11 protein-coding genes are annotated in these 13,963 nt (G+C 73.3%); 6 read left to right on the top strand and 5 right to left on the bottom strand.

The window, feature by feature from the left end; genetic code table 11:
- Positions 1–38 precede the first annotated feature (38 nt).
- Genes ACIRP2_RS34840 through ACIRP2_RS34820 form a run of 5 tightly spaced genes read right to left on the bottom strand, consistent with a single transcriptional unit; the run spans position 39 to position 7,736 of the window.
- A complete protein-coding gene (locus ACIRP2_RS34840; RefSeq protein ID WP_404257446.1) occupies positions 39–1,997 on the bottom strand; it encodes a dipeptide ABC transporter ATP-binding protein in 1,959 nt (652 codons plus the stop codon).
- Positions 1,997–2,824, bottom strand: a complete 828-nt coding sequence (locus ACIRP2_RS34835) for an ABC transporter permease (protein WP_404257444.1) — start codon at positions 2,822–2,824, stop codon at positions 1,997–1,999. The genes ACIRP2_RS34840 and ACIRP2_RS34835 overlap by 1 nt, the downstream gene beginning before the upstream one ends.
- A complete protein-coding gene (locus ACIRP2_RS34830; RefSeq protein WP_404257442.1) occupies positions 2,821–3,879 on the bottom strand; it encodes an ABC transporter permease in 1,059 nt (352 codons plus the stop codon). The genes ACIRP2_RS34835 and ACIRP2_RS34830 overlap by 4 nt, the downstream gene beginning before the upstream one ends.
- Complete coding sequence (locus ACIRP2_RS34825) at positions 3,876–6,023, bottom strand: alpha/beta hydrolase family protein (RefSeq protein WP_404257440.1); 2,148 nt, start codon at positions 6,021–6,023, stop codon at positions 3,876–3,878. Before ACIRP2_RS34825 ends, ACIRP2_RS34830 begins: the two co-directional genes overlap by 4 nt.
- Positions 6,024–6,083: 60 nt before the next feature.
- Positions 6,084–7,736: an ABC transporter substrate-binding protein gene (locus ACIRP2_RS34820; RefSeq protein WP_404257438.1), complete on the bottom strand. Its 1,653-nt coding sequence runs from the start codon at positions 7,734–7,736 to the stop codon at positions 6,084–6,086.
- Positions 7,737–8,207: 471 nt separating this feature from the next.
- On the opposite strand from ACIRP2_RS34820, the gene ACIRP2_RS34815 reads away from it, so the two are divergent.
- The 6 genes from ACIRP2_RS34815 (at position 8,208) to ACIRP2_RS34790 (ending at position 13,953) form a co-directional block, all read left to right on the top strand.
- Entirely contained in the window at positions 8,208–9,107 is a 900-nt protein-coding gene (locus ACIRP2_RS34815) for a TIGR03619 family F420-dependent LLM class oxidoreductase (RefSeq protein ID WP_404257436.1), read from the top strand.
- 165 nt (positions 9,108–9,272) lie between these two features.
- Entirely contained in the window at positions 9,273–10,193 is a 921-nt protein-coding gene (locus tag ACIRP2_RS34810; RefSeq protein WP_404257434.1) for an NADP-dependent oxidoreductase, read from the top strand.
- The gene (locus tag ACIRP2_RS34805; protein WP_404257432.1) at positions 10,190–10,948 is read left to right on the top strand and encodes a GNAT family N-acetyltransferase; all 759 of its coding nucleotides are present in this window, start codon (positions 10,190–10,192) and stop codon (positions 10,946–10,948) included. The genes ACIRP2_RS34810 and ACIRP2_RS34805 overlap by 4 nt, the downstream gene beginning before the upstream one ends.
- Before the next feature lie 271 nt (positions 10,949–11,219).
- A complete protein-coding gene (locus tag ACIRP2_RS34800) occupies positions 11,220–12,425 on the top strand; it encodes a PP2C family protein-serine/threonine phosphatase (protein ID WP_404257430.1) in 1,206 nt (401 codons plus the stop codon).
- 86 nt (positions 12,426–12,511) lie between these two features.
- Complete coding sequence (locus ACIRP2_RS34795) at positions 12,512–13,183, top strand: TetR family transcriptional regulator (protein ID WP_404257428.1); 672 nt, start codon at positions 12,512–12,514, stop codon at positions 13,181–13,183.
- Positions 13,180–13,953: an SDR family NAD(P)-dependent oxidoreductase gene (locus ACIRP2_RS34790; protein WP_404257426.1), complete on the top strand. Its 774-nt coding sequence runs from the start codon at positions 13,180–13,182 to the stop codon at positions 13,951–13,953. The genes ACIRP2_RS34795 and ACIRP2_RS34790 overlap by 4 nt, the downstream gene beginning before the upstream one ends.
- Positions 13,954–13,963 lie beyond the last annotated feature (10 nt).

Genomic DNA, 13,963 nt, shown 5'->3' with positions numbered 1-13,963 from the left:
CCTCGCTCTCGGTGGTACGCGCAGGTCAGCCGCACACTCTACCGGCGTGACCCCCGTCCGGTCAGATTCTCGTCGTCGTGGTCCGTCGCCGAGGGAAGCGCGTCGATCAGGCGCCGGGTCCAGGGGCGTTCGGGAGCGTCCAGCACATCGGCCGTGGCCCCCTGCTCGACGATCCGCCCTTGGCGCATCACGGCCACCCGGTCGGCCATCTGCCGCACCACACCGAGATCATGCGTGATGAACAGCACCGCGAAGCCCTCGCTCCGCTGGAGCGAGGCGAGCAGATTGAGCAGCTGTGCCTGGACGGACACATCCAGTGCCGCCACCGCCTCGTCGCAGATCAGGAGCCGGGGCCGGGCAGCCAGAGCCCGGGCGAGGGCGACCCGTTGACGTTCGCCGCCGGAGAGCGCGGCCGGGCGGCGCGAGGCGTACGCCTCCGGCAGACCGACCTGTTCGAGCAGGGTGCGCACCTCGGCTCCGGACGTGTCGCGCCCGCGCCGGCCGGCCGCGGCGGTCAGCGCCTCGCGCAGGGTCGCGCCCACCGTTCGGAGTGGATTGAGCGAGGAGTACGGGTCCTGGAAGACGATCTGCACCTGCTCCGCCAGGCGCCGCCGGTCCGCGGCGCCGGGGCGGCGCCCGGCGGGCAGCGCGATGCCGCCCACGCAGACCGTGCCGCCGTCGAACGTCTCCAGGCCGACGGCGATCCTGGCGAGTGTCGTCTTGCCCGAGCCGGACTCACCGACCAGGGCCACGACGGTGCCCCGGGGGACGGTCAGGCTCACCTCGCGCAGTGCGGCACGATCCCCGGCCGAGGAGCGGAACGTACGGTCGACGGAGCGGGCGATCAGCGCGGCGTCCTTTGCGTCCACCGGGACCGGCCGGGGCACGGCGACGGTCCGCGCGGGCGGTGCGGCGAGGGCCTCGCCGATCTCACCGATCCGTACACAGGCGGACAGCCGCCGCACACCGGGTGCGGCGTCGAGGGCCGATCCCGTCCCCGCGCCGGACGGCGGCGGCAGCAGCACGACCGGTTCGGTGCGGCAGACCTCGGCGGCGTGGGCGCACCGGTCGGCGAACGGGCAGCCGCCGCCCCGGGCACCGGGGGGCGGCACGGAGCCGGGGACGGCCGGGAGCTCCTCGTACCGTTCGCTCACCGACGGCTCGGAGGCCAGGAGACCCGCCGTGTACGGATGCAGGGGGCGCGACTCCAGCTCGCCCGAGCGCCCGTGTTCCAGCACGCTTCCCGCGTACAGCACATACACCCGGTCACAGGCGGAGAAAGCGACCCGCAGATCGTGTGTGATCAGCACCAGTCCCATGCCCCGGCTCCGCTGCAGGCCACGCAGGAGATCGAGTACGGCGCGCTGGTTGGCGGCGTCCAGCGCGGTGGTCGGTTCGTCCGCGATCAGCAGCTCCGGGTCGCCGGCGAGCGCGGCCGCCGCCGCCACCCGCTGCCGCATTCCGCCGGAGAGCTCGTGCGGGTAGCGGTCGGCGACGTCCGGGCCGAGCCCGACCTCGGCGAGCCGCCGCTCCACGTCCGCGCGTACGGCGTCCTTCCTCCGGCGTCTTCCGACCCCGCCGTCGAACTCGCGCAGCCCGTCGGCGATCTGACGTCCGCAGGTGAGCTGCGGATGCAGCATGGTGAACGGGTCCTGCATCAGCAGCGTGACGCGCCTGCCGCGCAGGGCGTGCCGCTCGCGCGGAGTCAGGGTGAGTACCTCCCGGCCGTCGATCCGTACGGACCCGGCCGTCACCCCGGTCCCGGTCGGCAGCAGTCCGGTCACCGCGCGCATCGCCAGCGACTTGCCGCTGCCGGACTCGCCGACGATGCCGACGCACTCGCCCCGGCGGACCTCCAGCGAGATGCCGTCGATGATCGGGACCGCGCCGCCCGCACCCGCTGTCGCGGCGACACTCAGGCCGTCCACCACGAGGAGCGGACCGTCGGCCGGTGCCGGGGAAGGAGTACGGTCGTCCGTCACCGGGCGCGCTGCCATCAGGACCTCCCACGGTCGGAGAAAGCCTCGAACAATCGGTCGCCGAGGAGGTTGAGCGCGACGGCGGCGGCGATGATCAGCACGGCCGGTGCCAGGGCGGCGGACGGGTTGTCGTACAGCAGGGTGCGGTTCTCGGAGAGCATCCGCCCCCAGTCCGGAGCGCCCGGCGGAACGCCGAGCCCCAGGAAGGAGAGGGAGCTGAGCGCGACGATGGCCCCGGCGAAGTTGAGCAGGGTGTTCGCCACCACGACCGGCAGCACGTTGGGCCAGATGTGACGGACCATCACTGTGAAGGGGGGCAGACCCAGCGTCTCGGCCGCCTCCACGTAGGCCCGATGCCGCTGCTCCAGCACGGCGGACCGCACCAGACGGATGTCGGCCGGCGACGTCAGCACGACGAGAACGCCCACGGCCAGGGCGTAGCCGCCACCGCCGATACCCGCGACGACGATCGTCACGAGCAGGGCGGGCAGCGCCAGCAGCAGATCGGCCCAGCGGCGCACGACGGTGTCGATCCAGCCGCCCGAGTAGCCCGCGAGGAGCCCGAGGACATTGCCGACGGCCATCGAGCCGAGCGCCACCAGTGCCGCACCCACCAGCGTGCTCCGCGCCCCGGCGACGACCATCCGGGCGATGTCCCGGCCGAGTTCATCGGTGCCGAGCAGATGTCCGCCGCCCGGCATGACCGCGCCGGTGGCGAGATCCTGCGCGTCCCAGTCGGGCAGAAGGAGTTGGCCGACGGCCGCGGCCAGCGCGAACAGCGCCAGCAGGACGGAGCAGCAGACGGTCAGCGGCGAGAAACGGCGTTGAGGCGCGCGCGTCTTCATCGGACCTCCTGCGCGGGGACGTCGGGCGACGGGACGGCGGGGGATGCCCCCGCCACGGCGGACGCCTTCGCCACGGGCGCGGTCCGCAACCGTGGATCCAGCAGGGGCTGTACGAGATCCGTGACGAGGTTCGCCAGACAGACCAGGGCGGCGATCAGCAACGCCTCGGCCTGGACGACGGGGACGTCCCGGAAGGTGACCGAGTCCACGAGCAGGGAACCGAGGCCGGGCAGTGCGAAGACCTGCTCCACCATGACCGTCCCCGCGAGGAGATAGGCGAGGACCAGGCCGATCCCGGTGAGGACGGGCACGACGGTGCCGCGCAGCACGTACCGCAGCAGGATGTCCTGTTCCCGCACCCCCCGGGCGCGGGCGAAGGTGACGTGCTCCCGGTCGAGTTCGCGGATCACCGCGGCCCGGGTCAGCTTCAGCAGTACGGCGGTGACGGCGAGACCGAGAGCGACGGCGGGCAGCACCAGATGCGTCAGCCGGTCGGCGCCCGAGCCCTCCCCGGGGCCATAGGCCGGGAACCAGCCCAGCATCAGCGCGAACACGTAGATGAGCAGCAGGCCGCCGGCGAACGCGGGGGTGGACAGCGCCACCACGCCGAGACTCTGGACGGCCCGGTCGGTCGCCCGCCGGTTGCGCAGGCCCGCCAGGACACCCAGCGGCAGTCCGAGCAGCAGAGCCACGGCGAAACCGAGACCGACCAGTTGCCCGGTGAGCACGAGCCGGTCGCCCAGCGCGGCGGCGACGCTTTCGCCGGTGCGGATGGACGTACCGAGATCGAGGCGGACGGCGTCACCGAGCCAGTACCAGTACTGCACGGCCAACGGGCTGTCGAGGTGGTGGCGGGCCCGGACGGCGGCCAGGGCCTCGGGGGTGGCGCTGCGCGGTCCGAGCAGGGTCTGGGCGGGATCGCCGGGGGCGGCCTGCAGCAGGGCGAACACGGCGACGGACAGGACGATCAGCAGACCGAACGTGCCACCGAGGCGGCGCACGACATGGCCGAGCGGCAGAGCCGCGCGTACACGCGAACGGGCGGCGGTCCTCACCGGTCACCTCCGGCCGGGACCGGGGCGGCCGGACCGGAAGGTGTTCGGGGGGCGACACCTTCCGGCCCGGCCTCGGAAGCCGTGCCGGGGTTCGGCTCGGGGGAAGCGTCCCCCGGCACGGCGGTTCGGTGGGGGGCCGCGGAGCGCGGGCCCAGGTGGGTGGCGAGCCACTGTTCGACCCGGGCGGCGGCATCGAGCAGATGCGCGCCGTCGGTGAACTCATGGCCCTCGTCCGGGTACACGTACAATTCGACGGGCGCGCGCCCGGCACGCAGCAGCGACCGGTACAGCTCGTGGGCCTGGCCGACGGGTGTGACCCGGTCCGCGGACCCGTGCACGATGAGCGTCGGCGTTCCGCCGCCGCCATGGGCGAAGACCGGGGAGCGCCGGATCAGTTCGGCCGGCGCGTCCGTGCTCCCGATCCCGTAGGTCCGGTCGTAGCCCCCGCCGATGTTGCTGGTGTGGGTGAAGCTCAGCCAGTCGGTCGGCGCCGAGACGACCACCGCCGCCCGGAAGACATCGGTGCGTGCCGCGGCCAGGGCCGCGAGAAAGCCGCCGTAGCTGTGTCCCAGGACGGCGGCCCGGTCCGGGTCGGCGAGCCGGGCGTCGACGAGGTGGCGCACGCCGGACAGCACATCGTCCAGGTCGCCGCCGCCGACGTCGCCGACCACGGCACGGGCGTGCTCCAGTCCCCGGCCGCTGCTGCCGCGGGGGTTGGGCAGCAGCACCAGATACCCGGCGGCGGCGAGCGCGGGCGCGATGCCCAGCACGTCGCCCGGCGCGTACCCGGCGGACCAGAGCCAGGCGGGACCGCCGTGCACCAGAACGGCCAGGGGCCGGGGACCGGCGCCCGTACCGGACGAGAGCAACAGCCCCCGCACCGTGCGGCCGTCGGAGGAGCACCAGGAGGTCTCCTCGGTGCGGAGCCCGGCGAGCACGGGGTCGGCGGGAGCGTTCAGCGCGGTGACGGGTGCCCAGCTCCAGGCGTTCGGCCCCTCGGTGAGGGCGACGACGGCCTCGGCCGGACGGCCCGGCGCGTCGAGCACGGTAGCGGCGAGCCGCAGGTCGTCGCTGAGCGACAGCGCGGGTTGGTGGGACGCGCCGCCGAGGGTCGCCCGTCCCGCCCAGAGCGTGCCGCCGGGGCGTGCGGTGTGTCCGACGCGGGAGCCGGTCCCGTCCCAGCCGGCGAACCACAGCGGGCCGGGCGCGGTGTCCCCGGTGTCGTCGAACCGCAGCCAGGTCGCGTCCTCGACGCCCGGCACCACCTCTGTCCGCCCGGTCGTCAGATCCGCCACGACCGGGCGTCCGGCCACGATGGAGATCCCTTCGCAGACCGCCGCGGACCGGCCGTCCGCGGAGACGGCGGGAGCGCCCAACTGACCCCGGGGCGTGTGCACGGTCCTGGACGTGCGGGCCACGAGGTCGATCGCGGCGAACCGCGCACCGTAGTAGCCGGCGGGCAGTGTCTCCTCGGAGACGGTGGCGACAGCGGTGGTCCCCCCGCGCCAGGCGACGTTCCACACGGTCAGGCCGGCCGGGCCGGCCTCACGCACCGAGCCTTCCGCGAGATCGACGAGATGCAGCGAACGGCGGCCGGTGTCCGGGGTGAAACGTTCGGGCGCGGGGACGGCGCCGAGACGTACCGGCAGGCCGAGATTCATGCCGTCCCGTTCGGCGCCGTCCTCGGCGCACAGCAGCAGCGCCTGCCTGCCGTCGTCGGAGACGAGCAGTTCCTCCACCGCACCGGGGGCGACGGCGACGGTGCGTACGGCTCCGGAGGCCGTGTCCAACGCCGCGAGACACACCTCGGTCCCCGTGGGCCCTTCGGCCTCGGCGATGTGGAGCAGCGTCCGGGAGTCCGGCAGCCAGCGCGGACTGTGGCGGTCCGGGGGCGCGGGCGACTCCTGCGGTGTGAAGAGTTCGGGAGGCGGCACGGCGGCATCCTGGCCGCGCACTCCGGCCGGGACCGGGGACAGGACCAGCCCGACGCTCCTGGGACCGGCTGCCGCGACGGCGACGACGCGCCCGTCCGGGCTGATCCGGGCCTCGACCGGATGGGTCAGCCGCAGCATCGCCTCACGGACGCGCCGTACGACGATCGCGGTGTTCCGCTGCGGCGGCATGGGCGCGGCGGTACTGGGCATGATGGTCCGTTCCTGGTGCGGGTGAGGGGCCGGCTCCGCGAGCGGGGGAGCGCGGTGGGGTCAGGCGGCCTTGCGGATCCGGGTTGCCCACGGTCCGATGAACGAGAACGGTCCCTGGTCGAGCAGCACGATCTCCTCGGAGAGCGCTGTGGCGGTCTGCGCCCACCACAGCGGGAGGTACGGCAGATCGACGCCGGCCGTCCGTACGGCCTTCATCAGCTCCCGGGCGCGGATGTCCTTGTCGGTGGCGGACTTGGCGGTGTCGAGCGCCGAATTGACGCTCTCGTCGTCGTAGTGCGCGATGTCCGTGGTGGTGGCCGCGGCGTTGAGATACGGGTCGGCGAGTTCGGCCGGGTCGCCGGTGACGGGGAAGTACCACAGGAACTGCAGGGGTTGCTTGCCGGAGCCGAGGTCCGCCACCCACTGCTCCAGGGTGATCTCCTTGACGTGCAGCGTGATGCCGATCTTCTTGAGCGAGGCGGCGAGCGCCAGTGCCGCCTTGCCCAGCTGCGGACCGCTGTTGGGGTAGTGCAGCTCAGCCGTGAAGCCGTCCTTCGCCGAGGACCTGGCCAGCTCCGCACGGGCGGCGTCCAGGTCGTACGGGACGGCGGGGATCGAGTCGTAGCCGGAGCGGACTTCGCCCGCCGGCATCAGATCACCCCACATGTCGGGCGACGGCAGCGCGACGGCGACCTCGGCCCTGCCGTGCAGGATGCCCCTCACCATGCCCTCGCGGTCGGTGGCGTGGGCGATGGCACGCCGGACGTGGATGTCGTCGAACGGTGCTCTCGCCGTGTCGAACGCCAGTGACACCACCGAGCGGTCGCCCGTGTACGTGACATCCGCGCTCGACTCCCAGCCGCGGGCCTCGTCCGACGCCAGGTTCAGACCGCCGTCCACCGCACCGGACTTCATCGCGACCAGCCGCGTCCCGGCGTCCGGGACGAAGGACAGCTTGAGCTTCCGCACGGCGGGCCGCTCGCCCCACCAGGCGTCGTTGCGCTCCAGCAGTACGTGGTCGTCGGCGGCGAACTCGGTGATCCGGTACGGGCCGGTGCCGAGCAGCAGCGTCTTCGCCGTGCCGATCCGGCCGCGGTTGCGGGTCAGGAACGCGCGGCTGCTGATGAGGAGTCCGCCCGCGGTCGTCGTCCATGCGAACATCGCGTCGGGCGTCTTGAGCCGGATCGTCACCTCGTGGTCGCCGGTGGCCTTCACCGACCGGACACCCGCGTAGGCGTAGCCGAGCGCGGAGCCGTTCCTCGGATCCCGGACGGCCTCGACGGACGCCACCACGTCGTCCGCGGTGAAGGGGGTGCCGTCGGTGAAGGCGACGCCTCGGCGCAGGGTGTACACGTACGTCCTGGCGTCGGGCTGTTTCCAGGACGTGGCGAGCCCGGGGCCCAGCTTCCCGGCCGGGTCGACCGAGAGCAGGGACTCCTGAGCCAGCACCGCGACCATGTAGTTGAGCACGCCCGACTCACGGCCCACATCGAGGCTGGAGATGGACGAGGGCAGGGCGAGGGTCAGGTCGCCGATCGGCACGTCCGCGCCCAGGGCCCGGTCGCCCGTGGCCGCACGGCCGTCGCCGGACCCCTTCGCCGGCGGGGGCGCACAGGCGGCGAGCACGCCGGACGCGGCGAGCACGCCCATGCCCGCGCCGGTGAGGCGCAGCAGTCGCCGCCGGCTGAGGTCGCCACCCGGTTCCGATGTCATCGGGAACCACCCATCTCGCATTCGTCCACTGGAACTGCCCAACTGGGCGTGGACAGTAGTCGAAGCCTTTGGGGACGTCAAAGGCCGGCTTATGAATGTCCAGGACGTGGACATGCGGCGGCCGTGCACCGGGGGACGGGCCACCGGACGTGCTCGGGGGGCCGCCTCGACGTGTCCGCCCCGGCCCGCCCGCGTGCCGTGCGGGGAGGGGGCGGTCCGGCCCTTCGCGCCCACCGGGGTCGTGGCCGAGGCGTCGCGCAGCCGCGAGGCCGTGGGGGCCGGGGTGGGCCGATGTGACGGACCCGTACCGGCCGACCGGCCCGGTGCGCGGGGGAGTCGGCGGCCCGCCCGCCCTTCCCCCGCCGGGGAGGCGAATACCGCCCTTTCCTGTCGAGGCGGCTGATTTCCGCCCCTTCCGGCCGGAACGGCCTTGTGCTGTCCGGTTGTTAGGCTCCACAGGTGAAATTCGGTGTGAACATACTCAACTTCGGTGCCGGAACAACCCCGGAAGGGCTTCTCCAACAGGCCGTCGACGCCCGGGACTTGGGGTACTCCTTCGCGATGGTCTCCGACCACATCGCAGTCACCCCCGATGTGCACGAGACGTATCCGGCCCCGTTCTACGACCAGTTCGTGCTCGCCTCGCACATCGCCGGACGGGTACCGGGACTGGTGCTCGGCACGACCGTCACGGTGATCCCGTACCGGCATCCGCTGCAGACGGCCCGACTCGCCGCCAACATCGACAACCTGAACGCCGACGGATTCATCCTCGGCGCGGGGATCGGCTGGTCCCGGGCCGAATACGAAGCTCTGGGCGTGCCCTTCGCGGAGCGGGGACGGATCACCGACGAATACCTCGCCGCCATCCGTGCGGCCTGGGCCGAAAACACCACGACGTTCCGGGGCGAGCACGTCTCCTACCGGGACGTCCGGACCGCGCCGGCACCCGCGTCCGCTCCCTGCCTGCCCGTCTGGGTCGGTGGCAACTCGGCCGCCGCCCAGCGCCGCGCGGCCCGGCTCGGCGAGGGCTGGCATCCGTACCGGCTGCCGCTCGACGCGATCCGGTCGGGGCTTCCGGTGATCGCCGAGGAGGCGGAGCGGGTCGGGCGTCCCGTTCCGGCGCTCGTGCCGCGGCTGCAGATCCGTGTCACCGACGCACTCCTGGGGAGCGACCGCCCCGCCGGGCACGGCACGATCGACCGGATCCGGGCCGACCTGGCGGAACTCGGCGAGCTGGGCGCCACCCATGTGCTGCTCGACGTCAACCCGGACACACCCGCCGAACGGGGGACCGCGGACGACGACCGGAAGCTGCTCGAACTCCTCGTGAACAAGGTCGTCGACCCGGTCACGGGCGGCGTCCGCTGAATCGTTGCGGCCCGATGAACACCGCACCGGCCCGGGAATACGCGCTCCGAATTCGACCTTCCCGCTCCTGTACGAGGTGATGACGGGACCGGTGCCCCAGCGGTGACCGGCCCTGTCGTCGGCGCCGCGAACCGTCGGCGCCGTGGAACAGGAGAGAGGGAGCCCATGCCCAAGGCGTACGTGTTCACCCGCAACGGCGGGCCGGAGGTGGAGGCCCTCGCCGAGCAGGAGGTGCCGGTGCCCGGTCCCGGTGAACTTCTCGTCGCCGTCCGGGCGGCCGGGGTCAACCCGGTCGACTGGAAGCTGCGCACGGGCTACACCCGGCCCGGCAGCGCGCCGCAGCCGCTTCCCACCGTCTTCGGCAGCGAGGCCGCCGGAGTCGTCGAGGGCGTGGGCCCGGACGTCGAAGGATTCACGGTCGGGGACGAGGTCTTCGGCAACCCGGTGACCGGTGGGTACGCCGAGTACACGCTGCTGCCCGTCGCGGTGACCGCGCACAAGCCGGCCGCGCTGTCGTTCACCGACGCGGCCGTGCTGCCGGTCGCGGCGGCCACCGCGTACGACGGCGTGCGTCAGCTCGCACCCGCCCCCGGTTCGACCCTGCTGGTCACCGGGGCCGGAGGTGGCGTGGGAACGGCCGCGGTGCAGCTGGCGCGTCACGTCGGCGCCCGGGTCGTCGGCGTGGCGAGCGCCGACAAGAAGGATTTCGTCGAGTCGCTCGGCGCGGTGCACGTCGGATCCGGCGACGGACTCGCCGACCGGGTGCGGGCCGCGGCCCCCGACGGCATCGACGCGATCTTCGACCTGGTCGGCGGGGACACCTTGCGCGCCGTGGCCCCGTTGCTCGCGGACCCGGCCGCGCTCGTGAGCGCCGGGGGCAAGCCATTGGCGGTGGAGCTCGGAGGCACGGCCGTCGCGCGGGCCCGCACCGCGGCAGTCCTCGACGAGGTGGCGAACCTCGTGGTCACCCGCGTGCTGCGGACGCATGTGACCGGGACCTTCCCGCTCGACGAGGCCGGAGCGGCACTGCGCGCCGTGGAGGACGGACACACCCGCGGCAAGATCGTCATCGAGGTGGCCGCATGAGCGTGCCCCGCGCCGCTGCCGATGACCGGCACCCGCTCGACAATCCGGTCCGCGCCGCGCTGACCGGCCCGCACGCCCACTTCGCCGAGCACCGTGGGCGTGTGCTGCGCTACCCGGCGGACGTGGCCCCGTGGGTATCGGTCCCGGACGCGCCGCAGGCCGAGGACTGGGCCGACGCCGCCGCGCTCGCCGGACCCGGCGGCGCCGTCACGATCACCGCCTTCCGCGAGCCGCCGCCGGACGACTGGGAGATCACCTTCCACGCCGAGGGGGTCCAGCTCGTCGACGGCGGGATCGCCGCGGCACCCTTTCCCGAGGCCGTACGGCTGGGACCCGCCGACGTGCCCGAGATGCTCGATCTGGTCGCCCGCACCCGCCCGGGGCCGTTCCTGCCCCGTACGGTCGAGCTCGGCACCTATCTCGGAGTCCGGCGCGAGGGGGCGCTCGTCGCGATGGCCGGTGAACGGTTGCGCCCGACCGGCTGGAGCGAGATCAGTGGTGTCTGCACGGACGAGTCCGTGCGCGGGCAGGGGCTCGGCGGCGGGCTGGTCCTCGCCGTCGCCCACGAGATCGGGGAACGTGGCGAAACACCGTTCCTGCACGCCTCCGCCACCAACACCCATGCCATCCGGCTCTACGAGTCGCTGGGATTCGTGCTCCGGCGCCGGACGTCGTTCCTCTCGGCGCTCGTACCGGGGCACCCGCCGACGCGCCTGTCGGGATCCGGCGGTGTCCGTGAGGCGGTCGTGCGCTGACGAGTCGCGCGGTGACCTTCGGCCCGGGTGGCCCGGGCCGAAGGTCACCGCCACCTCCCCTTCCGGGACCTTCGGCGCGGCCCGAGAGGCCGTAAGCCCCGTGTGCCGCCCCCGCTGATCCGGTTGGACTGGGAACGAACGCCGGCGCGGGGCCGGCAGATCCCGGGAGGAACGGGCCGTGACGATCGGGCTCCGGCGCCAGGCGGCGAGGGTCTTTCGTTTGGATCAGGCCGGATCGGCGAGGCGCGGCACCGGGGCACGCGAGCCCCGCATGAGCCGGACGAAGGACCCTGGGCGCGGAGCGACGCCCCCGCACGCGGACGCGGGGGAGGCGGCCGTCTTCGCCCCCCGGGTCGGCAACGGAGCACTCTTCGGCGGTCTGGCGCTGCTGACCGTCCTGGTCGGCCTCCTCGACATCCGCACCGGCGACGAGATGCACCTCGTGCCGCTGCTGGTGGTGGTGCCGGCACTCGTCTCGGTCTTCGGGACGATCCGGCAGACCGTGGGCGTGGCCACCTGGATCATGATCGTCGCCGTCTGCTCGCGACTGGTGACCGGGGGAACGTTCTGGTCCATCACCAGCAGTGTCGTCTTCACCGTGCTGGCCTGCTTCCTGGGCGTCGGTGCCTGTGCGCTGCGGATCCGCCATGCCGCCGAGATCGCCAGGCTCCGCTCCGCCGCCGTCGCACTCCAACGGCAGATCCTGCGCCCGCTGCCCGTCCTGACCGACCAGATCCTCGCCCACGGCATCTATGCGCCGATCGAGGAGGACCGGCTGGTCGGCGGCGACATCTACGAGGTCGTCCAGTCCCCCTACGGAACGCGGGCGATCATCGGCGACGTCCAGGGCAAGGGGCTCGCCGCGATCGGAGCGGGCTTCGCCGTGCTCGGCGCGTTCCGGGAGGCCGCCATCCGCGAGCCCACCCTGACCGGCGTGGTCGACGCGCTGGAGGACGCGGTCGCACGGCACAACGTCTTCTCCGCCCAGACCGGAGAGATGGAACGCTTCGTCACCGCCCTGGTGCTCGGCGTCGACGGAGACGACCGGGTGCAGGCCGTCAACTGCGGTCATCTGTCGCCTCGACTGCTGCACGACGGCGTGGCCCGAGCGGCCGTGCTGCGCCACACGTCCGTTCCGCTGGGCATGGCGGAGCTCAGCGCGGAGGCGCGGGTCGCGGAGCGGCTGGACTTCCCGCCCGATGCCACGCTCCTGCTGTTCACGGACGGGGTCACCGAGGCCCGGGACGCGTCGGGCGCGTTCTACCCCCTGGACGCCCGGCTGGGCCATTGGGCGCGGCGGGGGCCGCGCGAGGTGCTCGACGCGCTCCACGCCGACCTGGAGGCCTTCTCCGGGGGCGTGCGACGCGACGACATCGCCGTGCTCGCCCTGTGCCGGGCGCCGGCAGGCGGGCATCGACGACGCCCGGCGGCGGGTCACGGCGCCCGCCGCGCCGCCGAGACGTTCAGCCGCCGGTAGGGGCACGGGGAGGGCGGCCGCATGCGACCCGATGTCCCGATGGGACTTCTGTCGCGGTGGGACATTTTTCGGTGTACGGTGCACGTATGAATCCGGAACGGAAGGCCCCGGAGCGACGGAGCCGCAAGGCCCGCAGGACCCGGGACGCACTGGCGCAGGCCGCGTTCGAGCTCGTACTCGACCGGGGTCTGAAGGAAGTGACGGTCGAGGAGATCGCGGAACGCGTGGACGTCGACCGGCGCACCTTCAGCCGGTACTTCACCAGCAAGGAGGCCGCCGTTCTGGACTCGATCCGGGGCGACGGCGACCGGATCAACAACGCCCTGCGCGCACGCCCCGCCGACGAGCCCCCGCTGACCGCGTACCGCCACGCCGTCCTCGACTGGCTCGACGACCCCGGCGCACAGGCATGGCACCGCCGCGCCCGGATCTTCGACCTGCTGGTCCTCGCCGAGCAGGAGCCGACCCTCTACGCGGCGTTCCACCACATCCGGGTGGACGCCCAGGAGGACTCGGTCGCCATCGTCGCGGACCGGCTCGGGGTCGACCCCCGGCTGGACATCCGCCCCGCCGTCACGGTCGCCGCAGGCGCCGGGGCGCTCCTGGCGGCCCAGGCCGCCTGGGTGCGCGGCGGACACCCGGACGACCTGCCCCAACTGGTCGGGCAGGCCTTCGACGCCCTCTCCGGGGAACTGCTCGCGCAGCTTCCCACCGGGCCGGCGTCACACAGCACCACGGAAGGAAACAGCACCTCATGAGCATCTCCCTCACCCCCGCGGACCAGGAGTTCGCAGGCAGGACCGCCCTCGTCACCGGCGGTGCCTCCGGCATCGGGCTGGCCCTCGCCCACCGGCTGGCCGCCGGCGGCGCGTCCGTCGTCGTCGCCGACTACGACGAGGCCAACGCCCGCAAGGCCGTCGCCGAACTGGAGAACGCCGGGGCGAAGGCCGCCGCGGTCGCCATGGACGTGACCGACCCCGCCTCCGTCGAAGCGGGTGTGCGATTCGCCGTCGACACCTTCGGCGCCCTGCACCTCGCCGTCAACAACGCGGGCATCGGGGGGCCGAGCAACCCCACCGGGGAGTACGCGATCGAGGACTGGGACCGGGTCGTCGCCACCAACCTCAGCGGCGTCTTCTACTCGATGCGTCACGAACTCCCCGCCATCGTCGAGGCGGGCGGCGGTGCCGTCGTCAACATGTCCTCGATCCTCGGAACCAACGGTTTCGCAGGGTCTCCCGCCTATGTGGCCGCCAAGCACGGCGTCGTCGGCCTCACCAAGACGGCCGCCCTCGAATACGCGGCACGGAACGTCCGGGTCAACGCCGTCGGCCCCGGCTTCATCGACACACCGCTGCTGCGCAACACGGACGGCCCCGCCCGCGACCACCTGATCTCGCTGCACCCGGCCGGGCGTCTCGGCCAGGCGGAGGAGGTCGCCGAACTCGCCGCGTTCCTGCTCTCCGACCGCGCCTCCTTCATCCACGGCAGCTACCACCTGGTGGACGGCGGATACTCCGCCTCCTGAACGGGCCACG

It is taken from the genome of Streptomyces sp. NPDC101194, assembly GCF_044767885.1.
Classification (GTDB): Bacteria; Actinomycetota; Actinomycetes; order Streptomycetales; family Streptomycetaceae; genus Streptomyces.
Note: the sequence above shows the minus strand (reverse complement) of the source record. Positions and strands in the feature narration are given on the sequence as shown.